Origin of the sequence: Kitasatospora sp. NPDC048540 (assembly GCF_040651175.1) — a bacterium.
GTDB lineage: Bacteria > Actinomycetota > Actinomycetes > Streptomycetales > Streptomycetaceae > Kitasatospora.
In genome coordinates, this window is sequence record NZ_JBEZIR010000110.1 from 1 (window position 1) to 24120 (window position 24120).

At 75.3% G+C, this 24120-nt stretch carries 13 protein-coding genes; 1 reads left to right on the plus strand and 12 read right to left on the minus strand.

The genetic code is table 11. From position 1 onward, the window contains the following. From AB0D08_RS31225 to AB0D08_RS31245, 5 genes are all read right to left on the minus strand, one after another. On the minus strand, positions 1–277 hold a 277-nt coding region (locus AB0D08_RS31225; protein ID WP_359893592.1), incomplete at its 3' end, for an S-adenosylmethionine synthetase N-terminal domain-containing protein. A gap of 36 nt (positions 278–313) precedes the next feature. Next, on the minus strand, positions 314–865 hold the full coding sequence (locus AB0D08_RS31230) for an NADPH-dependent FMN reductase (protein ID WP_359893594.1): 552 nt from the start codon (positions 863–865) through the stop codon (positions 314–316). Between the two features lie 15 nt (positions 866–880). Then, a complete protein-coding gene (locus AB0D08_RS31235; RefSeq protein ID WP_359893596.1) occupies positions 881–1825 on the minus strand; it encodes an LLM class flavin-dependent oxidoreductase in 945 nt (314 codons plus the stop codon). Beyond that, complete coding sequence (locus AB0D08_RS31240; protein WP_033822830.1) at positions 1822–3117, minus strand: LLM class flavin-dependent oxidoreductase; 1296 nt, start codon at positions 3115–3117, stop codon at positions 1822–1824. The genes AB0D08_RS31235 and AB0D08_RS31240 overlap by 4 nt, the downstream gene beginning before the upstream one ends. 59 nt (positions 3118–3176) lie before the next feature. After that, on the minus strand, positions 3177–10325 hold the full coding sequence (locus AB0D08_RS31245) for an amino acid adenylation domain-containing protein (protein ID WP_359893597.1): 7149 nt from the start codon (positions 10323–10325) through the stop codon (positions 3177–3179). A gap of 317 nt (positions 10326–10642) precedes the next feature. Between AB0D08_RS31245 and abc-f the strand changes: the two genes are divergently transcribed. Beyond that, positions 10643–12289, plus strand: coding sequence for a ribosomal protection-like ABC-F family protein (gene abc-f / locus AB0D08_RS31250; RefSeq protein ID WP_359893599.1), 1647 nt, complete (start codon positions 10643–10645; stop codon positions 12287–12289). Between the two features lie 147 nt (positions 12290–12436). On the opposite strand, the gene AB0D08_RS31255 is transcribed toward abc-f, so the two are convergent. The 7 genes from AB0D08_RS31255 to AB0D08_RS31285 form a co-directional block, all read right to left on the minus strand. After that, positions 12437–13777 carry a PLP-dependent aminotransferase family protein gene (locus AB0D08_RS31255; protein WP_359893601.1) on the minus strand — a complete coding sequence of 447 codons (1341 nt, stop codon included), beginning with the start codon at positions 13775–13777 and terminating at the stop codon, positions 12437–12439. Further along, positions 13774–13992: an MbtH family protein gene (locus AB0D08_RS31260; RefSeq protein WP_033825532.1), complete on the minus strand. Its 219-nt coding sequence runs from the start codon at positions 13990–13992 to the stop codon at positions 13774–13776. The genes AB0D08_RS31255 and AB0D08_RS31260 overlap by 4 nt, the downstream gene beginning before the upstream one ends. Positions 13993–14079: 87 nt before the next feature. After that, a complete protein-coding gene (locus AB0D08_RS31265; RefSeq protein ID WP_359893603.1) occupies positions 14080–14847 on the minus strand; it encodes an alpha/beta fold hydrolase in 768 nt (255 codons plus the stop codon). Beyond that, the gene (locus AB0D08_RS31270; RefSeq protein ID WP_359893605.1) at positions 14844–15830 is read right to left on the minus strand and encodes an alpha-ketoacid dehydrogenase subunit beta; all 987 of its coding nucleotides are present in this window, start codon (positions 15828–15830) and stop codon (positions 14844–14846) included. Before AB0D08_RS31270 ends, AB0D08_RS31265 begins: the two co-directional genes overlap by 4 nt. After that, on the minus strand, positions 15830–16885 hold the full coding sequence (locus AB0D08_RS31275; RefSeq protein WP_359893607.1) for a thiamine pyrophosphate-dependent enzyme: 1056 nt from the start codon (positions 16883–16885) through the stop codon (positions 15830–15832). Before AB0D08_RS31275 ends, AB0D08_RS31270 begins: the two co-directional genes overlap by 1 nt. Further along, positions 16882–18276, minus strand: a complete 1395-nt coding sequence (locus tag AB0D08_RS31280; protein ID WP_233289414.1) for an enoyl-CoA hydratase/isomerase family protein — start codon at positions 18274–18276, stop codon at positions 16882–16884. The genes AB0D08_RS31275 and AB0D08_RS31280 overlap by 4 nt, the downstream gene beginning before the upstream one ends. A 30-nt stretch (positions 18277–18306) precedes the next feature. Further along, a complete protein-coding gene (locus AB0D08_RS31285; protein WP_359893609.1) occupies positions 18307–24114 on the minus strand; it encodes an amino acid adenylation domain-containing protein in 5808 nt (1935 codons plus the stop codon). Positions 24115–24120 lie beyond the last annotated feature (6 nt).

A 24120-nucleotide genomic window follows, 5' to 3' on the forward strand; every position in this document is an offset into this window, starting at 1 on the left:
AGACGCCGCAGGACGCGCCGTCGAAGCCCTTCTTGGAGCTGTCGTAGCCGATCTCCAGGATCTTCTCCCGGACCAGCTGCGCGATCGGGACGTACACCTTGGTGGAGACCTCGCCGGCGATGTGCACCAGGCCGGTGGTGATCAGCGTCTCCACGGCGACGCGCGAGGTGGGGTCCTCCTCGAGGAGGGCGTCCAGGATGGTGTCGCTGATCTGGTCAGCGATCTTGTCGGGGTGTCCCTCGGTGACCGACTCCGAGGTGAACAGGCGGCGGGACATGGCTCTCCAGTCGATGGTGGGCGGAAGGTGCGGCGGTCAGACGGCGGCCGGGGCCAGCATCCGGGCGCCGAGCAGCAGTTCGGCGGCTGCCCGGTCGATCCGGGCGTCCAGCCGGGGTGCGGTGGCGCCGAGCAGGTCGGCGCGTTCGGCGATGACCTGGGTCGGGACGGTCCAGCCGCCGAGGGACCGGACCACCGCCCGCAGGTGGTCGCAGGCGGTGGCGCCGTGGTGCACGCTCGCACCGGTGGCGGCGACCAGGACCGCCCGGTCGCGCAGGGCGGCCCGCGGTGCGTGGTCGAGCAGGTTCTTCAGGGCGCCCGCGTAACTGCCGTGCTGGACCGGGGTGATGAGGACGACGGCCCGGGCGGCCGCCAGACGGTCGGCCAGGTGGCGGACGTCCGGGTCGAGGGCGAGGGTGCCGTCGGTGTAGGCGTCCGCGTCCAGGCCGGGCAGTCGCAGCAGCCGGCGGTCGAGGTTGACGACCGAGCCGCCGGCGTCGCGCTGCTGCAGGTGGTGGCGGATCCGGGCGGCCAGCCGGGCGCTGCTGGAGGCCGGTGCCGTGCTGCCCGTGAGGATGAGCGTCTCCATGGTGGCGCCGCCTCCTCAGACGGTGGCGGGCCGGCGGTCCGGCCGGGGCAGGCCGAGCCGCTCACGCAGCGTGGTGCGGGCGGCGGCGCCGAGCGGACCGGCGCCGAGCAGGCCGCGGCGGCGCAGCTCGGGGACGGCGGTGGTGAGGAACGGGTCGTCGGGCGCGGTGATGGTGGCCACGAAGCCGTCCGCGGCCTGCTGTTCGGTCCACCGGGCGATCAGGTCCGCCGGGTCCGTGCCGGACCCGGTGCGCAGGGTCGCGATGACCTTGACGTGGTCGGCGTCCCCGCCGCGGTCGGCGGCGTCCTGCCGGATCCGGGTCCGCAGGCGCCGGGCCTCCGCGGGGTCGGTGGTGTCCAGCAGGACGAGGTCGGCGCCGCCGGCGAGGGCGGGGTCGGTGACGGCGACCACGGGGTGGCCCTGGGGCGGGCGGGCGACGTTGAGCGGGCCGGCCACCGAGTAGTGCGGGCCGTCGTGGTCGAGCCGGTGGATCCGGTCGAGGTGCCAGTACTGCCCGCTCTCCCGGTCGTGGACGAAGGCGTCGGCGTCGAAGCTCTCCCACAGGCCCTTGACGACCTCCAGGTATTCGGCGGCCGCCGCCGTGCCCGGGCCGGTGCCGTCGGCGCACCAGCCGGCCCGGCCGCGGCCGAGGTGGTCGAGCGAGGCGGTGATCCGCGCCAGGTGGTAGGGCGCGAGGTCACCGGGCGGGGTGCGGACCAGCAGGCCGATGTGCTCGGTGACGGCGCACAGGGCGGCGGCCGCGGTGGTGGCCTCGAACCGGCCGGGGGCGGCGGGGGTGCCGTCGCCGAGCAGCAGGGCGTCCAGTCCGGCCTGCTCGGCCGCGCGGGCGAGCGCCTTGAGTTCGCGCAGGCCGGGTGCGGCGGTGCCGGGGCCGGTGGGGTTCGGGCCGATGGCCGCCAGGAGCAGCGGGGTGGTGGCTGTCGGTCGGCCGGCGGTCATGCGGCACCTGCTTTCCGGGTAGGGGCGGGGAGGTCCAGGCCGAGGTTCTCGCGCAGGGTGGTGCCCTGGTAGGCGGTCCGGTACAGGCCGCGGCGCTGGAGCTCGGGGACGACGTGGTCGACGAAGTCGTCGGCGGAGCCGGGGAGGTAGGGGAAGTCGATGTTGAAACCGTCCGCGCCGCCCTGGGTGAACCAGGACTCCATGTGGTCGGCGATCTGCTCGGGGGTGCCGGCGATGACGTCGCCCATCAGGCGCAGGGCGAGGCCGCGGATCGAGAGGTTCTCCCGGCGGGCGAGGCCGACCAGGCGTTCGGTGGTGCTCTGCGACTGGTTGGTGTACGGGATGTCGGGGACGGGGCCGTCGATGGGGTGGCCGGCCAGGTCGACGCCGAGGAAGTCCTGGAGGGTGCGCAGGGCGACGTGGTCGGGGACCAGGTCCTGGAGTTCGGCCAGGACCGCCAGGGCCTCGGCCTCGGTGGCGGCGACGATCGGGGCTAGGGTCGGCCAGACCAGGACCTGTTCGGGGTTGCGGCCGTGGGCGGCGACGCGGCTCTTGAGGTCGGTGTAGAAGTCCTGGGCGTCGGCGAGGCGGTTGTGCCGGGTGAAGATGACCTCGGCGTGCCGGGCGGCGAACTCGCGGCCGACCGGGGAGGATCCGGCCTGGATGATGACGGGCCGGCCCTGCGGCGGGCGGGCGACGTCGAGCGGCTCCGTGGTCTCGAAGTGCTCGCCGCGGTGGTGCAGGGGGGCGCCGGGCGTGCCGTCGCGGGCGTCGCCGCCGCTGTCCCACAGCTGCTTGACGACGTCGATGAACTCCTCGGCGCGCTGGTAGCGCCGGCCGTGCTCCAGGTGCTCGGGCCGGCCGAAGTTGACGGACTCCCAGGGTGCGGCGGAGGTGACCACGTTCCAGGCGGCGCGGCCGCCGCTGAGGTGGTCGAGGGAGGCGTAGCGGCGGGCGATGTGGTGCGGCTCGTTGTAGGTGGTGGTGGCGGTGGCGGCGAGGCCGATGTGCTCGGTGACGGCGGCGTAGGCGGCGAGCAGGGTGAGCGGTTCGAAGTGCTCGGTGCGGGAGGTGTGGCACAGGGAGTCGAGGTGGGTGCCCCAGACGGCGACGATGTCGGCGATGAACACGGCGTCGAACAGGCCGCGTTCGAGGGTCTGTGCGTTGCGGATGTGGAAGTCGAGGTCGAGCTGGGCGTCGGCCTTGGTGGCGGGGTGGCGCCAGGCGGCGGTGTGGCCGCCCGGTCCGTCGATGATGCCGGCGAGGGTCATTCGCCTGCGGGATGCTGCCATGGGTGCGGGCTCCTTGGGGCCTGGGAGGTCGGGGCCGGGGAAGGGCGGGGCCGGGTGGGTCAGCCGGCGGCGGCGCGGGCCAGGATCCGGGCGAGGGTGCGGACGTTGTCGCCGGTCAGCATCGTCACGTGGTTGCCGGGGACGACCCTGATGGCGAGGTCCTCGCAGTGGTCCTCCCAGCCGAGGCCGGGCCGGCCGTGGAAGCGGTCGCTCTCGTCGTAGTCGGTCCCCTTGCCGAAGCCGGTGTCCCCGGCGCGCAGCACCGCGACCGGGCCCGGGTAGGGGCGGGGGGCGTAGCGCTGGACCGCTTCGACGCTGTCGCGCATCAGGGCGACCGGGTCGCCGCCGCCGTCGCCGCGGACCCAGTCGGCGATCTGGGCGAGTTCGGCGAGGTACGCGTCGGCGTCGGCGGGCTCGTCGGGGCCGTCCGGGCCAGCTGCGGGCCCGGTGCCCGCCCCGTCGGTGCCCTCGGTGCCGGTGCGGTTCTCGGCGACCGTGCGCAGCCGGGAGGCGAACGAGCCGTCGGCATCGGCGTCGGTGATCCGGCCGTCGGGGGCGCCGGCGTCGATCATCAGGACGAGCGGTGGCTGCCAGCCGTCGGCGGTGATCCGCTGGGCGATCTCGTAGGCGATGACGCCGCCGCCGGAGAAGCCGCCGAGCGCGATGCGTTCGCCGTTCTCCAGGGCGGGGAGCAGCGCCTGGAGGTAGGTCTCGGCGAGTTCCTCGGTGCTGAGGTGCTCGGGTTCGGGCTGGTCGACGCGCGGGTCCCGGATGCCGATGAGCGCCTCGGGGCCCTGGTAGCACTGGGCGAGCTGGGCGTAGCAGGCGACCTGTCCGCCCGGCGGGTGGACCAGGTAGAGGGTTCCGGCGGCCGGGTCGGCGGCCTCGCGCAGCGGGACGAGGACACCGTGCTCGCCGCCGGCGGCGGGCCCGTCGGTGAGCAGCCGGGCCAGTGCCCCGGCGGTGGGGTGGGCCAGCAGGTCGTCCAGGCGCAGCACGTGCCCGGTGCGGTCGGCGATCTCGCGCAGGAGTTTCATGGCGAGCAGGGAGTGGCCGCCCGCTTCGAAGAAGTGGTCGGCGGGGGCGACCCGGTGGGTGCCGAGGACGGCCAGCCAGGCCTCCTGGAGGAGCTTGGACTCCTCGCTGTCGGGCCAGCCGTCGCCGTCGTCGCCGGTGCGGGGGGCCGGTTCGGGGCGTTCGGCCATCCGGGGCAGGGCGTCGTCGGGGATGGTCTCCAGCAGGTCGGCGACGGTGGTGAGGTCGTCGGCGGAGTCCGGGAGTTCGCGCAGCAGGCGGGCGCACTGGTCGACCAGGGCGTGGGCGTCGGTGTCGGAGAGCCGGGTCCGGTCGTGGACGGCGGCCAGGACCAGGCTGCCGTCGGTGTCGCGGTAGGCCAGCAGGGCGACCGGGAAGGCGGTCTCCGAGCCTGCCGCGTCGGGGAGTTCGACCCGGATGCCCTGGGCGGCGAGGTCCTCGTCGAGGCCGCCCTGGGAGCGCGGGTAGTTCTCCAGTACGACGAGGCTCTCGACCAGCCGTTCGCCCGCGCCGCGGCCGCTCCACTCGTGGATCTGGCCGGTGGACACCCATTCGTACGAGGCCATGTCCAGGGCCCGGTCGCGCAGTTCGGCGAGCAGGTGGGGGACGGTGGCCGAGGGGTCGACCTCGACGGTCATCGGCAGCGAGTTCATCAGCAGGCCGGGGAGGTGTTCGACGCCGTCCAGCGGGATTCCGCGGCCGGAGACGGTGACGCCGAAGCCGACCCGGACGGGGCCGGGTGCGCCGCAGGCCCGGCTCAGCAGCAGCGCCCAGGCGGTGTTGAGGGCGGTGCTCTCGGTGGCGGCGTGGGTGGCGGCCCAGGTGCGCAGCCGGTCGGCCTCGGCGCGGGTGAGGGTGGTGGCGGCGCGGCCGGAGCCGTGCTGTCCGGTCGGCCGGCCGGGCAGGGCGGGCCGGGTGGCGAGCGGTCCGGCGGGGACCGCGGTGGACCAGAAGTCCCGGGCGGGGGTGGTGTCCTGGGCCTGCAGCCAGCGGGCGTAGTCGCGCAGGTCGGGGCGCCGTTCGGGGCCCTGGTGCGGGGCGGCGCCGGCCAGGTAGGCCCGGTAGAACTGCTGGATCAGCAGGGAGACGCTCCAGCCGTCCAGCAGGACGTGGTGGAAGGTCAGCAGCACCCGGGTGGCGGCGTCGGGCCCGTCCTCGTCGACCAGGGTGGCGCGGACCAGTCCGGGGCGCCGCAGGTCGAAGCCGCGCAGCCGGTCTCGTTCGAGCAGCTCGTCCCAGTCGGTGCCGGTGTCGGTGTGGCGGACCACCTCGGGGCGGACCCTGTCGTGCAGGACCAGCCGGGGCTGCTCCTGCCAGTCGAAGGCGGCGCGCAGCACGGCCTCCCGGTCGAAGACGGACTGCCAGGCGGCGGTGAAGCGGTCGGTGTCCAGGGGGCCGTGCCAGCGCCAGTGCAGTTGCTCGACGTAGCGGCCGGTTCCCTGGTGGGCGAGGGCGTCGAGGAGCAGGCCGTGCTGCTGGGCGGTGACCGGGACGCTCTCGCGGCGCGGTCCGGCCGGTGCCGCCGTCCGGGCGGTCCGGGGCTGTGGGAGGGCCTGTCCGGGGGCGGTGATCTCGGCGGTGCGGACCTCGTCGGGGTCGGCTCCGGCGAGGGTGGCCAGGACCCAGCGCAGTTGGGCGACCAGTGCTTCGACGGCGTCCTCGTCGACCCCGTCGGCGGGGCTGGGGACCCAGGTCAGGCCCATCCGCAGCCGGCCGTCGTGGACGATGCCGTAGACCTCGATGCCGTAGACCCGCTCGCAGTTCGCGGAGTGCTCGCGCGGGATGGGGCGTCCGGACATCCGGAACCGGCCGGCGGGGCTGAGTTGGTCGGCCTGGCCGTAGTAGTTGAAGCAGACCAGGGCGGGCGGCAGGGCGCGCAGGGTGTCGCGGACGGCGGGGCGGTCGGCGTACTCGCGGCAGGCGCCGAAGCCGACGCCGCCCTGCGGTACCGCGGCGAGTGCGCGGGCCGCCTCGGTGACGAACCGTTCGGGGTGCTGGGCGCGTTCGGCGTCGAGCACCACCGGGTGGATGGCGGTGAACCAGCCGACGGTGCGGAACAGGTCGTCCCGGCCGTGGCGGCCGTGCGTCTCGACGTCGAAGGTGACGGTCGAGGTGCCCCGCCACCGGGCGAGCGCCTGGGCGAAGGCGCCGGTCATCAGCTGGTGCACGGACAGCTCGAGGCGCTTGGGCAGCGGGCCGATGAGCTGCTGGGTGGCGTCCGCGTCGAGGGCGAACTCCAGCCGGCGCAGCTGCTGTTCGTCGGGGGCGGGGCCGGTCAGCAGCAGGGTGTGGGCCGCGCTGCGGCGTTCGGCCAGGGCGAGCCAGTACTCGCTCTCGCCGGTGCGGGCGGCGACGGCGGGCAGGCCGTCCACCCATTCGCCGTAGCTGCCGGCCTCGGCGGGCAGCGCGGGCAGGGCGCCGTCGGCGAGGGCGTCGAGGGCGTGTTCCAGGTCCTCCAGCAGGATGCGCCAGGACACTCCGTCGACCACCAGGTGGTGGACGGCGATCAGCAGCAGGTCCCGGCCGCCGCTGCGGTCGCGGGCGAGGACGGCGCGCACGTGCAGGCCGTCCAGCGGGGCGAGGCTGCGTTCGGCGGCCTCGAGGACCTCGTCGAGCTCCTGCTCGCTGCCGAAGTCCCGCTCCCACAGCACCTCGCGGGGCGGGTGGGCGGCGAACGGTACGGCGTCGGTCATCCGGCCGTCGCCGGTGTGCCCGTCGTGGGTGAAGCGGGCGCTCAGCGCGGGGTGGGCGGCGACCACGGCCTGCAGGGCGAGCCGCAGCTGGGCGGTGTCGAGCGGGCGGTTCAGCTCCAGCAGCACGGACTGGTTCCACTGGTGGAGGTCGGTCCTGATGTGGCGGAAGAACCAGGACTGGACCGGTGCGAGCGGGCGGCCGCCCGGGTGGGTGCGGTGGGGGCCGGCGGTGCCGGCGGGTGCGGGCTGCGGGGTGCCGGGGTCCAGGTGGGCGGCGAGGTCGGCGAGCACGGGGTGCCGGTAGATCTCGCGCATCACCAGCTGGTACCCCTCGCGGCGCAGCCGGGAGACCAGTTGCATGGCGAGGATCGAGTCGCCGCCGGACTCGAAGAACTGGCTGTCGTCGGCGGCGGATCCCAGCAGGTCGGCCCAGACCGTACGGAGCACGGCGAGCGTGGCCGGCCTCGGCGCCGCCGGCTCGGGCGCGGTGGCCGGCTCTGCTGCCGTGGCCGGCTCGGGCGCGGCAGGCGCGGTGGGCGGCTCGGTGTGCTCCGGCTCGGCCGGGCGGGCGGCGGCCAGCCGGGCCAGTTCCTGGCGGTCGGTCTTGCCGTTGGGCAGCAGCGGGATCCGGTCCACCGGGGTGATCCGGACCGGCACCATGTGCGCGGGCAGGGTCCGGACCAGCTGTCGGCGGACGGCGGCGGTGTCGAGGTGCTGCGGGACCAGGTAGGCGGTGATCTGGAGGCTGCCGGCGGCGTGCCGGGCGACCTGGACGGTGGCGTCCTCGACCCCGTCGACGGCCATCAGCGCGGCGCGGACCTCGCCGAGTTCGACCCGGTTCCCGTTGATCTTCACCTGGTCGTCGAAGCGGCCCAGGTGGGTGAGCGAGCCGTCCGCGAGCAGCCTGACCAGGTCCCCGGTGCGGTAGAGCGGCCCGGTGCGGCCGTCGCCGAGGTCGAGCTCCCGGTAGCGGTCGGCGGTGCGTTCGGGGTCGCCGACGTAGCCGTCGGAGACCGTGCCGCCGCCGATCCACAGTTCGCCCGGTGCGCCGGGCGGCAGCAGCCGCTGCCCGTCGTCGAGGACGTAGCAGCGGATGTTGTCGAACGGCACCCCGATCGGCACCTCCGCGCGCCGGGTCCAGCCGCCGTCGTCGCCGCGCGGCCAGGAGAAGACGGTCGAGTACGAGGTCTCGGTCGGACCGTAGGCGTTGTGCAGGCGCGCCGGGTGGAGCGCCTCGAAGGCGGTGCGAAGTTCGTTCGGCAGGGACTCGCCGGTGCTGACCACGGTGCGCAGGGTGCGGTTGGCGGGGAAGTCCTCGGCCTCGAGCAGCAGCCGCAGTTGGGACGGCACCAGGTGCAGCAGGGTGACGGCGTGCCGGTCGAGGGTGCGGGCGAGCAGGTCGGGGTCGCGTTCGGCGTCCGGCGGGGCGACCACCAGGCGGGCTCCGGCGACCAGTGCGACGAGCATCTCGTGCGCGCTGACGTCGAAGGTGAACGGCGCCTTCAGCAGCATGGCGTCGTCGGGCCCGATGCCGAAGTGGCGGACGGCGGCGAGCACGTCGGTGGCCAGCGCCCGGTGGCTGAGCTGGACGCCCTTCGGCAGGCCGGTCGAGCCGGAGGTGTACAGCACGTGCAGGGCGCTGTCGAAGGCCGGGCCCTGCTCGGGTGCGGCGGTGGGGCCGGTGGTCAGCGTATCGAGGCGGACCTGCTCGGGGCCGGCCGGGCAGGCCTGCTCGGTTGCGCCGGTGACCAGGACGGTCCGCATCCCGCTGCTGTCCACGATGTGCCGGCGCCTGGCCTCGGGGTGGGCCGGGTCGATCGGTACGTACGCGGCGCCGGTGCGCAGGACGGCGAGCAGGGCGGCGACCGCGTCGTCGGTGCGCGGGAGCATGACGCCGACCCGGTCGCCGGCCCGGACGCCGCGCCCGGTGAGCCCCGCGGCGTAGGCGTCGATGCGCTCGCCGAGCTCGCGGTAGGTCCACCGGCGGTCGCCGAACTCGACGGCGGTCCGGTCGGGTTGTGCGGCGGTGCGGCGGCGCAGCAGGGTGTCGATGTCGTCGTCGCCGATGGGGTGGTCGGTGGCGTTGAGGAGGTCGAGGGCGGCGCGGGCGCCGGGGCCGACGCCGTCCAGTTCGGTGACCGGCCGCTCGGGGTGGTGCACGATCTGCCGGGCGAGGGTGATCACGTGCTCGGTGAACGCCTCGGCGGTACCGGCCTCGATCCGCGCGCTGTCGTACTTGAGCCGGCCCCGGACCCGGCCCTCGCCCTCGTACAGCTCCAGGGTGAGCAGGCCGAGGCCCGGGGAGGGGACGTCCTGGCGCCAGCGGGCCCGCAGGCCGCCGGGGAGTTCCACGCCGTCGGCGGCGGCCGCCGAGGTGTCGGCCCAGCTGTGCAGGACGAAGGTGCAGTTGAAGACCTCGGGGTCGGCCGGGTCGGCGCCGGGGATCAGCTTGGCGATCCTCGGGAAGGGCAGCTGGGAGTGGTCGATCGCGCGGGCCAGTTCGGTCTGCACCCGGGCGACGAACCCCGCCGCGCTGGTCGCCGCCTGGTCGGGGGCGCGGACCAGCAGGGTCCGCACGAAGTAGCCGACGGTGTGTTCGTGGCGCAGGTCACTGCGGACGCCGAGCGGGACGGCGACGGTCGGCGCGGCCTGGCGGGAGTAGGTGGCGAGCGCCTTCAGGTAGGCGGCGAGCAGGACGGCGGCCGGGCCCGCGCGGTGGGTGCGCGAGAAGCGGGCGATGTCGGCGGACAGGTTGGCGTCCAGTTCCACGGGCACGCTGCGGCCGGCGGGGGCGCCGGGCCGGCCCGGGGTGTCCTGCGGGAAGTCCACGGTGACGTCGGCGCCGTCCAGGCGTTCACGCCAGTACGCCTCCAGGGCGGTGGTGTCGGCGGTCGCCTTGGCGGCGCGTTCGGCCACGTGCTCGGGGAAGCCGGCGGGCGCCTCGCCCTCGATCCCGCCCTGCCGGTAGGCGGTCAGCAGGTCGGCGAGCAGGATGGCGGTGGACTCGCCGTCCACCACCAGGTGGTGGACCACCAGCAGCAGGGTGTGGTGGTCGGCGCCGTGGCGCAGCAGCAGTGCGCGCAGCACGCCGTCGCGTTCCAGGTCCAGCTCCTGCCGGGCGACGGCCAGCAGCATGTCGCTTTCGGGTCCGGTCGAGCCGGCGGGGAGGGGGGCGGAGCGGCGTTCCAGCTGGGGGCGGCGGCCGGGCAGGAGGTCGAGCTCGGGCAGCGGGTCGGCGTCGACGACGCGGGCGGAGAGCATGGGGTGGCGGTCGGTCAGGATGCCCAGGGCCCGGTCGAGGGCGGGCAGGTCGAGCGGTCCGCGCAGGTCGAGGGCGAGCGGCACGTTGTACGGGGAGGTCTCGGGGTCGCTGCGGTGGTGGAGCAGCAGTCCGAGCTGTTCCTCGGTCAGCGCCGTGCGGCGGGCCCCGTTCGCCGGGGCCGTCCCGGTCGGCACGTCCGGGGAGGGGTCAAGGGTCATCTGAGGTCTCTCCTGGATCGGATCAGGGGTGTGGGGAGTCGGCCGGTCGTCCCTGTGCCGCTTCGCCGCCTGCACCGTCGGCACGTCCGCGGCCGGCCGGTCCGGCGGCGCCGTCCCGTGCTCCGGGTGTGCCGCGCCGCTGCTGCGACGTGCGGTCACCGAGTCTGCCGAGCGCCGTCCACACGGCGCTGACAAGGTGCTGACAGTCCGTCGGCCCCGTGCCGGGGCGCGGTCGCGGGTATCCGGTTGCCTGCCCGGGGAGAGCCTTATACGGTGTATGGCAAAGACGGTGTGACCCGGCGTCAGGAGATGCGTCCGTGCCCTCTCAACTCACGCTCCACGACGTTTCCAAGGCGTACGCCGGCCGGCCGGTCCTCGACCAGGTCTCGCTGACCGTCCGCCCCGGCGAGGTGGTCGGGGTGGTCGGGGACAACGGCGCCGGCAAGTCCACGCTGCTGCGCCTGATGGCCGGCCGCGAGGCTCCCGACTCGGGGACGGTGACGGTCACCGCCGAGGGCGGGGTCGGCCTGCTCGGGCAGACCCTCGGCCTGCCGCCGGAGGCGACCGTCGGCGACGCCGTCGACCTGGCCCTCGCCGACCTGCGCGCCCTGGAACGCCGGATCCACCGGGCGGAGGCCCTGCTGGCGGGGGCCGACCGGGCCGCGCTCGACGCGTACGGGGAGCTGGTGGCCCGGTTCGAGGCCCGCGGCGGGTACCGGGCCGACGCCCGGGTCCGGACCGCGCTGGCCGAACTGGGCCTCGCCGCGGTCGGGTTCGAGCGGACGGTCGGCTCGCTGGCCGGCGGCGAACAGGCCCGGCTCGCCCTCGCCTGCGTCCTGGCCGCCGAGCCCGAACTGCTGCTGCTCGATGAGCCCACCAACCACCTCGACGCCCCGGCCCTCGACTGGCTGGAGGCCCGGGTCCGCGGCTACCGCGGGACGGTGGTCGCGGTCTGCCACGACCGGCTGTTCCTCGAACGGGTGACGGACACCGTCCTGGAGGTGGACGGGGACCGCCGCTCGGTCCGCCGCTACGGCGACGGCTACCAGGGCTTCCTGGCCGAGAAGGCGGCCGCCCGGCGCCGCTGGGAGGAGGCGTACCGCACCTGGCTGGAGGAGATCGCCCGCCAGGAGCAGCGCGGCGTGACCACCGCCCAGCGGGTCGCCTACGACCGGCGCAACCACTCCAACAAGCTGCAGCTGTTCAGCCACGGCGTCCGGGTCCAACGGCAGGTCGGCAGCCGGGTCCGCAACTCGCTGGAGAGGCTGCGCAGGCTCCACGAGAACCCGGTGCCGCGGCCGCCCGACCCGCTGCGCTTCACCGGCCGGATCGGGACCCTGCCGGAGAACGGCGGCGGGGACGGGCCGGGCGCCCCGCTCGTCCGGCTGTCGCAGGTCGAGGTCGGCGACCGGCTCGCGGTGGAGTCGCTGGAACTCGCCCGGGGCGCCCGGCTGCTGGTGCACGGGCCGAACGGCGCCGGGAAGTCCACCCTGCTGAAGGTGGTGGCCGGGCGGCTGGCGCCGGACACCGGCGAGGTCCGCACCGGGGGGCGGATCGGGTTCCTGCCGCAGGAGGTGCCCGACGGTGACCAGGGACGGTCGCTGCTGGCCGCGTTCGCGGCGGGGCGCGCCGGGACCGCCCAGGAGCACCGGGAGCGGCTGCTGTCACTCGGCCTGTTCCGGGCGGTCGACCTCGGACGGCGGGTCGGGGAGCTGTCGGTCGGTCAGCGCCGGCGGCTGGCGCTGGCGCGGCTGCTGTGCGAGCCGGCCGAGGTGCTGGTGCTGGACGAACCGACCAACCACCTGGCGCCCGACCTGGTGGAGGAGCTCGAACAGGCGCTGGCCGAGTACCGGGGCGCCTTGCTGGTGGTGTCGCACGACCGCCGGCTGCGGGAACGCTTCACCGGCGAGCAGCGCGAGCTGACCGCCGGGCGGCTCGCGGCACCGGCGCCCGCGGCGGTGTGACCGGCCGGGGCCGTCGCAGCATCCCGCCGCGCGCCGCAACGCCGGGCCCGGGCGGCGCACCGGCTCGTACCTGGTGGCGGCCGGGTGGTGGGCCCGCCCCGTCGGGGGTGTACGGGGCGGGCCCGGTAGGGGTGGCCGGTGCGGGGGTCAGCGGGAGCGGTCGGCGATGAAGGCGGCCAGCCGGTCGAGGCCGGTCGCGATCTCGGGCGGGGTCAGCACGCTGTAGGAGAGCCGGAGTTGCTCGGTCCCGCCGGTGCCCGCGTAGAAGTGGTGCATCGGGGTCCAGAGCACGCCGTACCGGCTCGCGCAGTGCGCGAGCGCGGCGTCGTCGGCCCGGAACGGCACGGTGACGACGGCGAACAGGCCGCCGGCCGGGGTGTTCCAGCGGACCCCGTGGCCCGGCGCGGAGAAGCGCTGTTCCAGGCCGGCGAGCAGGGCCCGGCGGTTGCGCCGGTAGACCTCGGCGGCGGGCGCGCTGGCCCGCTCCATGCTGCAGCCGTTCTCCAGCAGCAGGCCGCCGATGGCCGCCTGGGCGACGGAGGAGGTGTTGAGCGTCAGCATGCTCTTGAGCTTGGCGAGCTGGTCGGCGAACAGGCCGCCCTCCCGCACCGGCTGGTCGGCGACGACGTAGCCGATCCGGGCGCCGGGGAAGGCGGTCTTGGCGAAGGAGCCGAAGTAGACCACCCGGGCGGCGCGGTCCAGGGACTTGAGCGTCGGCGGCCGCGCTCCCCCGTCATGGAACATCGAGTACGGGTTGTCCTCCAGCAGCAGCAGGTTCTCGCGTTCGGCGATCCGCAGCAGCCGTTCCCGGTCGGCGACCGGCATCGCGGCCCCGCCGGGGTTGGCGAAGTCGGGGATGACGTAGCAGGCGCGCGGTTCGAGCCCGTCGGCCCTGGCCTGCCGGATCTGCCGTTCCAGGTCGTCGGGGTCGAGTCCGGCCGGCCCCTCCCGGACCGGCCGCACCGGCAGGTCGACCAGCCGGGCGGCGCCGGTGAAGCCGACGTAGGTCGGGGCCGCGGCGAGCACCACGTCGCGCGGGCCGCGGCGCAGCGCCCGCAGGACCAGGACCATGGCCTCCTGGCAGCCGGTGGTCACCACCACCGCCTCCGGGTCGACGGCCAGGCCCTCGTCGACGGCGAGGTGGCGGGCGATCAGGTCGGTGATGATGCCTTTGGTGTGGCCGTACTGGAACAGCGCCCGGGTGACCTGGTCGGTGTCGAAGCCCCGGTCGGCGGCCAGGTGGCCGGTGTAGGTCTCCAGGTGGCGGTGGAGCGCGGCGATCTCGTAGCCGCCCTCGTAGGGCCGGCCGGCCGCGAAGGAGACCGCGTCGGGGTAGCGGCCGGTGACCTCGTTGAGCAGGGTCATCGAGGTCAGCGCCGGGTCGGTGAGCGAGGCGTGCAGGTCGGCGGTGCTCAGCGTGCCCCCGGCGGACGCCGGCCGCCTCGGGGGGTCGAGGAGTCCGGCCGCCGGGCCGGGGGCCGGGCTCATGCGGACGCGCCGTTCATGGCGTCGATGAGGCTCTTGGGCCGCATGTCGGTCCACAGTTCGGCGATCCGGTCGAGCGCGTCCTGGTGGCCGGTGGCCTGGACGGCGACCGTCCAGCCGGCCGGGACCTCGGCGAAGGAGGGCCACAGCGAGTACTGGCCCTCGTGGTTGACGAGGACGAGATAGCTGGCCTCGGTGTCCTCGAAGGGGTTGGTCATGGTTCTCTCCTCGGATGGGTCGGTGTGCGGGCGGCGGGCGGCCGTTCGGTCCCGGCGGGCCTCGGCCCAGCCTGCGCCGGGGCGCTGTCAGCGCGCTGACGGCGTTGACGGCGCCGCGCGCAGGCCGTGCAGGACCTCGGCGATCACCGGCGCGCGGTCGGCGGCCGGGTGGAAGTGGTCGCCGGGGAAGGTGCGGTGGACGGTCGCACCGGTGGTGGCGGCGCTCCAGCCGGCCGCCTCGGCCTCGGTCAGTTCCGGGTCCCGCAGGCCCCGGTGGGTGGTCACCGGGGCGCGCAGCACGGCGTGGGCGGCGGGCCGGTAGGTCTCGGCCAGCCGGTAGTCCGCCCGGGCGGTGCGCAGCACCAGTTCCCGCAGGTCCGGGTGGTCGAGCACCTCGGCCGGTACGCCGCCGAGCCGGTCGAGTTCGGCGAGGACCCGGGTGTCGTCGCCGAGGTGGACCTCGCCGGGGCGTACCAGGCGGGGTGCGGGCATGCCGGAGGCGGTCAGCCGCAGCGGATGGTGGCCGCGGGCCTCCAGCCGCAGGGCGGTCTCGTACGCGACGAGGGCGCCCAGGCTGTGGCCGTAGAGGGCGAGCGGCCGGTCCAGCAGCGGCAGGGCGGCCTCGCACGCCCGGTCGGCGAGCTCCGCGAGGTCGTCGACGAGGGGTTCCAGCAGGCGGTCGGCGTGGCCGGGGTACTCCACCGCGAAGAGTTCCACCTCGTCGGGCAGCAGGTCGTGCCAGTCCCGGTAGGCGGCGGAGGAGCCGCCGCCGTGCGGGAAGCACAGCAGTCTGGTGCGGGCCGCCGGGCGGGGCCGCAGGCAGCGGAACCAGGCCGCGGTGTCGGGTCCGCTCATGCGGGGACCGCCTCCCACTCCAGGGACGCGACCGCGTCCAGGATCCGGTCCACGCCGGGCAGGTAGTGGCTCTCCAGCAGCGGCGGCGGGTAGGGCACGTCGAAGCCGGTGACCCGGCGGACCGGGGCCTCCAGGTGGTAGAAGCAGCGTTCGGTGATCCGGGCGGCGATCTCGGCGCCGGGGCCGGAGAATCCGTGCGCCTCGTGCACCACGACGGCCCGGCCGGTGCGGCGGACGCTGGCGCACACGGTGGCGTCGTCGAGCGGCATCAGCGTCCGCAGGTCGACCACTTCGAGGTCCCAGCCGAGTTCCGCGGCCGCCTCGGCGGCCTCCAGGGCGGTGCTGACGGCCGGGCCGTAGGCGACCACGGTGGCGTGGCTGCCGGGCCGGCGGACGACCGCCGACCCCAGCGGGCCGGTGTCGACCGGCAGGCCGAGCTCCTCCTTGCGCCAGTACAGCCGTTTGGGTTCGAGGAAGACCACCGGGTCGGGGGAGGCGATGGAGCGGCGCAGCAGTGCGTACGCGTCGGCGACGGTCGCGGGGGTGACCACGGTCAGTCCGGGGGTGGCCATGTAGTAGATCTCGGAGGAGTCGCTGTGGTGCTCGACGGCGCCGATGCCGCCGCCGTACGGGATGCGGATGGTCAGCGGCAGGCCGACGGCGCCGCGGGTGCGGTTGCGCAGCTTGGCGACGTGGCTGACCAGCTGTTCGAACGCGGGGTAGGCGAAGGCGTCGAACTGCATCTCGACGATCGGGCGGTAGCCGTACATGGCCATGCCCACGGCGGTGCCCAGGATCGCCGACTCGGCGAGCGGGGTGTCGAAGCAGCGCTCGTCGCCGAACTCCGCGGCCAGGCCGTCGGTGATCCGGAAGACCCCGCCGAGCGCGCCGACGTCCTCACCGAACAGGACCGTCCTCGGGTCCTCGCGCATGGCGTCGCGCAGGGCGGTGTTGAGTGCCCGCGCCATGGTGGTCCCGGACATCACTCCCCCTTCCCGGTCGCGGCGAGTTCGGCGGCCAGCTGCGCCGACTGCTCCCGCAGGTGCGGCGGCAGGTGGTGGTAGACGTGCCGGAACATCTCCATCGGGTCGCCGGTGGGCGGCTCGGCGAAGCGGGCGCTGAGTCCGGCGGCGAAGGCGGCGGCCGCGGCGGCGGCCTCCGCCACGGCGGGGCGGTCGAGGACGCCGGCGGCCAGCAGGCGGCGTTCGAGCAGGTCGACCGGGTCCTGCCCGGCCCAGCGCTCGGCCTCGCCCGGGGGGCGGTAGCGGGTGTCGTCGTCGGCGTTGGTGTGGGCGTCCAGCCGGTAGGTGACCGCCTCGACCAGGGTCGGCCCGTGCCCGGCCCTGGCCCGGTCGGCGGCGTCCCGGACCGCGCGGTACACCTCCAGCACGTCGTTGCCGTCGATCCGCACCCCCGGCATGCCGTAGCCGGCCGCCTTGTCGGCGAGGGTGCGGGCGGCGGTCTGCTTGGCGAGCGGGACGCTGATCGCGTACTGGTTGTTCTGGACCAGGAACACCACGGGGGCGCGGCGGACGGCGGCGTAGTTGAGCGCCTCGTGGAAGTCGCCCTCGCTGGTGGCGCCGTCGCCGATGTAGGCGAGCGCGACGACCGGGTCGCCGCTCATCCGGGCCGCGTCGGCGAGGCCGGCCGCGTGCAGGCACTGGGTGGCCAGCGGGGTGCACTGGGGGGCGGTCCGTTCGGCCACCGGGTCGTAGCCGCAGTGCTGGTCGCCGCGGAACAGGGTGAGCACCTGGACCGGGTCGATGCCGCGGGTGAGCAGCGCGACGCTCTCCCGGTAGGTGGGGAACAGCCAGTCGGTGGGCCGGACGGCGTGCACCGAGCCGACCTGGCAGGCCTCCTGGCCGCGCGAGGACGGGTAGACCGCGATCCGGCCCTGCCGGCTGAAGGCGGTGGCCTGCTGGTTGAACGCCCGTCCCACCACCATGGCCTGGTACATCAGCAGCTGCTTGGCGGCGGGCACCTCGGTGGCATCCGGCACGGGGGCGGCCGGCGCGGGGGCGGTGTCGACGGTGCTCATCGGCGCCCGCCCCCGTTGCGGGCCCGGGAGCGGCTGATCCAGGTCCGTTCCAGGTTGGCGATCAGGTCGGCGCTGTAGAGCCGGTACGCCTGTTCCAGCGCGTACGCGGCCAGGTAGCGGCGGAACACGTCGAACGGCTCCTCCCCCAGGGTGATCATGCGGCGGTTGGCGGCGACGGCCGGGTTGTCCAGGTGCTGGGCGGCCCGTTCGACGGCGGCGTCCATCGCGTCGGCCGGGGCGGTCTCGTCGCACAGCAGCGCCGCCTCGGGGTCGCCGGCCCGCAGCCGGTGGCCCCACAGCACCAGCCGGCGGGCGAGGCGGGCGCCGGTGAGCGCGGTCAGCCGGAGGTTGGCGACGCCCGGGACCAGCCCCTCCTCCATCGCGGGCAGGCTGAACCAGGCGTCGTCGGCGGCGACCACCCGGTCGAGGGTCGGCAGGATCTGCAGGCCGCCGCCGATCGCGAAGGAGTCGACGGCGCCGACCCACGGCTTGTCGGCCTGCGGCCACCAGCGCTCGTCGGTCTCCTCCTCCAGGCACAGGCCGCGCACGAACTTGGCGATGTAGCCGGTCTCGCGGCGCAGCAGGAACCCGAGGAAGGAGATCTCGCCGTGGTACAGGTGGGTGAGGTTGATCCCGGCGCTGAAGACCCGCCTGCCGCGGTGGGCGGGGTGGGACATCGGGGCGCCGCGCAGGACCCCCACGTGGCTGGCCTCGTCCAGCAGGACCAGGTCGGTGCCGGTCTCCAGGGCCTCGACGGCGGCGTCGTCCTCGGCGTTGAGGTAGGCGTCGTTGCACAGTTCGAGGTGGGCGATGCCGGCCCGGCGGGTGACGGTGGCCAGTTTCAGGTCGGCCCGGCCGGTGCGCCGGTACTCGGGGAGCGCGGCGAGCGCCGCCGGGGTGGGGCGCAGCAGCGAGTGCAGCAGGTGGGTGCCGGCCCGGGGCGAGTCGAGCACGGCGTGGAAGAAGATGCCCAGGTCGACCTCCCAGCCTTCCTTGTCGCGCTGGGCGAGCCGGGCCTCGGCGGCGAGCCGCTCCCGGCCGGGGACCAGTCCGGGGTGGCGCTCGGCGGCCAGCTGGGCGAGCTGCTCCAGCCGGGGGTGGCGGGTGAGACCGTCCGTCAGCTCGGCGTAGACGTGCTCGGCGTACCGGGCGAGGAAGCCGCGGCGCAGCCGGCGGGCGCGCAGGTGCAGGGCGTCGGCGGTGTGCTGCTGCGCCTCGGTGCGGTCGGGGCGGGGCGGCAGGTCGTCGATGAGGTGGGTGAGGGTCTGCAGCCTGGCGGTGATCTGGTCGCGGTCGCGCTGGAAGGCTCCGGTCGGCCGGAAGTCCTCGTCGGGGGCGAGTGGCCGGTCGCCGGCGCCGCGCACGGCATCCGCGGTGAGGGTGGGACGCAAGGGTCTCTCCGTTCGGTTGGTCGGGTCTGCTCAGCGGGGTGCCGCGGCGGTCCGGCGGTCCGTCCGGGCGGCCAGGATGCGGCCGATCTCGGCGAACGCCTCGGGCCGGGCGAGGCCGGCGTGGTCGGTGTCCAGCGGGTGCTCCTCGATCCGGCCGCCGATGTGCGCCTGCCAGAGGCCGGCGGTGAGGGCGGGGTCGGTGCGGCCGACGGTGGCGGAGAAGAACTCCAGGTCGCCGCCGAAGTGGCCGGGGGTGAAGCCCTGGAGCAGCCGGGTGTTGTTGAGGAAGACGGCGACCAGCCGGGAGACCGCGTCGTCGTCGAGGGCGGCCAGGGCGCTGCCGCTCTCCCGCAGCCGGGCCATCACCTGCGGCCGGTGCAGCGGTCCGTCGCCGAACTCGGCGCGCTCCACCCGGGCCGCGTTGAGCAGGATGGCCAGCACCTCCTGTTCGCCGACCTGGTGGCCGTCGGCGCCGTAGGAGCCGGGGTAGCCGTCGAGCACCGCGAGCAGGCTCACCTCGGCGCCCTCGGCCTCCAGGCGGGCGGCGACGGCGTGGGCGAGCAGCCCGCCGAAGGACCAGCCGAGCAGCTGGTACGGGCCGTCCGGCCGGACGGCCCGGATCTGCTCCGCGTAGTCCTGGGCCATCCGTTCCAGGGTCGGCGGCAGCGGCTCGTCCCGGGCCAGGCCGCGGGCCTGGAGGGCGAACAGCGGCTGGTCGCGGTCGAGGTGGCGCAGCAGCCCGCCGTAGATCCAGCCGAACCCGCCGGCCGGGTGCAGGCAGAACAGCGGTGGGCGGCTGCCGGTGGTTCGCAGCGGGAGCAGGACGCCCAGCGGGTCGGCGGCGGGTGCGGCGCCGTCCAGGCGGGCGGTGAGCGCGGCGACGGTGGGTGCCTCGAACAGGGTGCGGACGGGCAGTTCGGTGCCGAGGACCGTGTTGATCCGGCCGGTGAGGCGGGTCGCCAGCATGGAGTGGCCGCCGAGTTCGAAGAAGCCGTCGTCGATGCCGATCCGCTCGACGCCGAGGACCTCGGCGAAAAGGGCGCAGAGCAGTTCCTCGCGGGGGTCACGGGGCGGGCGTCCGGTGCCGGCCGCGGCCCAGTCGGGTTCGGGGAGGGCGGCGCGGTCGAGCTTGCCGTTGGGGGTCAGCGGGAGCGTGTCGAGCACCACGTACGCGGCCGGGACCGCGTAGTCGGCCAGCCGGGATTCGAGGTCCGCGCGCAGTCGGTCCGGGTCGGGGGCGGCGGCGGGGTCGGCGGGCAGCAGGTACGCCACCAGGGCCTTGCCGCCGGAGCGGTCGGTGCGGGCCACCACGGCGGCCCTGGCCACCGAGGGGTGGGCGGCGAGTGCGCCCTCCACCTCGGCGGGTTCGATCCGGAAGCCGCGGATCTTGACCTGGTCGTCGGAGCGGCCGAGGAACTCGATCACGCCGTCGGGGGTGCGGCGGGCGAGGTCGCCGGTGCGGTACATCCGGTCGCCCGGCTCGCCGAACAGGTGGGCGTAGGGGTCGGCGGCGAACCGCTGGGCGGTGAGGGCGGGCGCGTTCCAGTAGCCGCGGGCGAGGCCGGCGCCGGCGATGTACAGCTCGCCGGTGACGCCGGGGGCGACCGGCTCCAGCCGGGCGTCCAGGACGTAGGCCCTGGTGTTGTCCAGCGGGCGGCCGATCGGGACCAGGTCGGGGACGGCGGCGGGGTCGGTGAACCGGTGCCAGGTGCAGCCCAGGGTGGTCTCGGTGGGCCCGTAGAGGACCTTGACGACGGTGCCCGGGCAGTGCGCGAGGACGCTGCGGACGGCGGTCGGCGGGACCACGTCGCCGCCGGTCCACACCTGGGCCACCCCGGTGAAGACGTCGGGTGCCTCGTCGGCGACCACCCCGAACAGGCCTGCGGTCAGCAGCAGCGAGGTGACGCCCTCGGCGGCGAGGACCCGGCGCAGCACGGTGGCGTCCAGGTCACCGGGCGGTGCGACCACGATCCGCCCGCCGGACAGCAGCGGGCTCCACAGCTCGTACGTGGAGATGTCGAACGCGTACGGGGAGTGCATCAGGACGCGGGCGTCCGGGCCGGGCTCCCAGCAGCGGTCCAGCGCCAGGTCGATGGCGTCCCGGTGGGTGATGCCGATGCCCTTGGGGGCGCCGGTGGAGCCCGAGGTGAACATCAGGTACGCCAGCCGGTCGGGGGCGGTCGCGAGGTCCGGGTCGTGGTCGGGCAGGCCGTCGGCGGCGCCGCTGCCGGGGCCGAGCAGCAGGGTGGTGGTACCGGGGTCGGGCAGCCGCCCGGCCGAGGCCGGGTCGGTCAGCAGCAGCCGGGCGCCGGTGTCGGACACCACCCGGCGCATCCGCTCGGCCGGGTGCCCGGTGTGCAGCGGTAGGTAGACGCCGCCGGCCTTGAGTACGGCGAGGGTGGCGACCACCAGTTCGGCGGAGCGTTCCAGCAGGACCGCGACCGGGCTCTCCGGGCGGACACCCTCGGCGATCAGCCGGTGGGCCAGCCGGTTGGCCCGGCGGTCGAGTTCACGGTAGGTCAGCTGCTCGCCGGCGGCCGTCACGGCGACGGCGTCCGGGGTGCGGGCGGCCTGGTGCGCGAAGCGGCGGGCGAGCGAGGAGTCGGAGTGCCGGGGCCGGTGGGCGGTGGCGTTCCAGCCGGTCAGGACCAGGTCGCGTTCGGCCTCGTCGAGGACGGGCAGCAGCCCGATCGGCCGGTCGGGGTCGGCCGCGGCGTGCGCCAGCAGGCGGACCAGGCGGTCGGCGAGGGCGTCGGCGGTGGCGGCCTCGAAGAGGTCGGTGCGGTACTCCAGCATCGCGTCGATACCGGCGGGCAGGCCGTCCTCGTCGTGGCGTTCGACCAGGTTGAAGGTGAGGTCGAACTTGGCGGCACCGAGTCCGACGTGCTCCGCCCGGACCGAGACGCCGGGCAGCGCGAGCGTGCCCCCGGGGGTGTTCTGCAGCGCCAGCAGCACCTGGAACAGCGGGTGGTGGGCCGGCGAGCGGCCGGGGCCGAGCTCCTCGACCAGCTTCTCGAACGGCAGGTCCTGGTGGGCGTAGGCGGCCAGCGCGGTCTCCCGGGCCCGGCCCAGCAGGTCGCGGAAGGTCGGGTCGCCGGAGGTGTCGGTGCGCAGCACCAGGGTGTTGATGAACAGTCCGACCAGCTCGTCGAACGCGTCGTCGGTGCGCCCGGCGACCGGGGTGCCGAGCGGGATGTCGGTGCCGGCGCCCATCCGGGTGAGCAGGGCCGACAGCCCGGCCTGGAGGACCATGAACAGGCTGGCGCCGTTGTCCCGGGCGAGGGCGAGCAGGTCGCGGTGGAGTCCGGCGGGCAGGGTGCGCAGGACGGCCTCGCCGCGGTGGCCGGCCGTGGCGGGCCTCGGCCGGTCGGTCGGCAGGGGAAGGTACTCGGGCAGGCCGGCCAGGGCGCCGCGCCAGTACGTGCGCTGGCGGTTGAGCAGGCCGGCCGGGTCGTCCTCGTCGCCGAGCAGTTCGCGCTGCCACAGCGCGTAGTCGGCGTACTGCAGGGCGAGCGGCTCCCGGTCGGGGGCGCGGCCGGCCTGCCGGGCGGTGTAGGCGTCCGCCAGGTCGCGGCCGAGCGGGGCCAGCGACCAGCCGTCGCCGGCCACGTGGTGCAGCAGCAGGAGCAGCACGTGCTCGTCCGGTCCGAGGGTGAACAGCGTCGCGCGCAGCGGCAGTTCGGTGGTCAGGTCGAAGCCGTACCGGGCGGCGGCGGCCAGGTCGCCGGCCAGCCGCCGCGGGGTGGTCGCGACGACCGGCAGCGCGGGCCTGGCCTGCTCGGCGGCCCTGATCTCCTGGTACGGGGCGCCGTCGTGCTCGGGCAGGACGGTGCGCAGGCTCTCGTGCCGGGCGGTGACGTCGGCGAGGGCGTCCCGCAGGGCGGCGCGGTCCAGTGTCCCGGTGAGCCGCAGCGCCACCGGCAGGTTGTAGCTGGGGTCGGGTCCGGTGAGGCGGTTGAGGAACCACAGCCGGCTCTGCGCGGAGGACAGCGGTACCCGTTCGGGGCGGCTGCGGGGGCGCGGTGCGGGCCTGGCGCCGGCGGCCGGGCGCCGGAGGATCTCGGCGAGGGCGGCGACGGTGGGGGCCTCGAACAGGTCGCGGACGGCGAGTTCGGCGCCGAGGACGGTCCGGATCCGGCTGGTCAGCCGGGTGGCGAGCAGCGAGTGCCCGCCGAGCTCGAAGAAGCCTTCGTCGATGCCGACCTTCGGCAGGCCCAGCACCTCGGCGAACAGGCCGGCCAGGATCTCCTCCTGCGGGGAGCGCGGGTCGCGGTCGCTGCCGGTGCGGGTGGGGGCGGGCAGGGCGGCGCGGTCGAGTTTGCCGTTGGGCGTCAGCGGCAGCGCGTCCAGCACCACGAACGAGGACGGCACCATGAACGCCGGCAGCACCCGGCCCAGCGCCTCCCGCACCTCCGCCTGGTCCAGCACCGCACCGGCCGCGGCGACCAGGTACGCGACCAGCCGCCGGTCACCCGGGCGGTCCTCCCGGGCCAGCACGGCCGCCCGCACCACACCCGGCAGACCGCAGAGCGCGGCCTCCACCTCACCCGGCTCGATCCGGAACCCCCGGACCTTCACCTGGTGGTCCACCCGGCCCGCGAACTCCAGCTCACCGCGGACGTTCCAACGCGCCAGATCACCGGTCCGGTACATCCGGCCACCGGCCGGACCGAACGGATCCGCCACGAAACGCGCAGCCGTCAACCCCGGACGGTTCAGGTACCCGCGCGCCAGACCCGCACCCGCCAGGTACAACTCCCCCGTCACACCCGGCGCCACCGGACGCAGGAACCCGTCCAGCACATACACCCGCGCACCATCGACGGGCCGCCCGATCGGCACCGGCTCCGGCCACGACGACGGATCCACGGGAAGGGTGTGGGTGGTGACGGCATGGGTCTCGGCGGGGCCGTAGACGTTGTGCATCCGCCGTCCGGGCAGCAGCCGGTGGAAGGCCCGGACCCGGTCGCCGGCGGTGAGCGCCTCACCGCCCTGGAGGACGTCGGTCAGGTCGGGCAGGGTGCGGCCGGCGCGCAGCGCGGCGTCGGCGAGCGCCTCGACCACCAGGTTGGGGGCGAAGAGTTCGTTGACCCGGTACTCCTGCAGCCAGGCGGCGAGCCGGTCGGCGTCGCGCCGGACCGGGTCGGCCGGCACCACCAGGGTCTTGCCCATGACCAGGGGGGACAGGATCTCCTGCACCGAGAAGTCGAAGCCGATCGCGGTGAACTGGGCGGTGCGCACCCCGCGGCCGCCCGGGAACCTGACGGCGTGCCAGGTCAGCAGGTTGGCCAGGCCGGAGTGCGGCATCACCACGGCCTTGGGGCGGCCGGTGGACCCGGAGGTGTAGATCACGTACGCGGGGTGGGCGGGGGTCAGCGGGGCGGTGCGCTCGGCGTCGGTGAGGTCGTGGGCGGGCAGGCCCCGGCCGCCGGCCGGGTCGGTGCGCCCCAGGTGGGCCGGGATGCCCTCGCAGGCGCCGGGAACGGTGACCACGCAGACCGGTTCCGCGTCGGAGAGCATCTGGGTGATCCGCGCGGCGGGGTACTCGGTGTCCACCGGCAGGTAGGCCGCGCCGGTCTTGAGGACGGCGAGCAGCGCCACCACCAGCTCCACGGACCTGGGCAGCGCCAGCGCCACGATCCGCTCCGGTCCGGCGCCCAGCGCCACCAGGTGGCGGGCGAGGCGGTTGGCCCGGGCGTTCAGCTCGGCGTAGGTCAGCTCAGCACCTTCGTGCACCAGTGCCACATCGTCCGGCGTATCCGCCACCTGACGCTCCACCAGCGCGGGTACGCACTCACCTGTGGTCGCTCCGTTCGTGGTGTTCCAGTCCGTCAGCACCCGGCG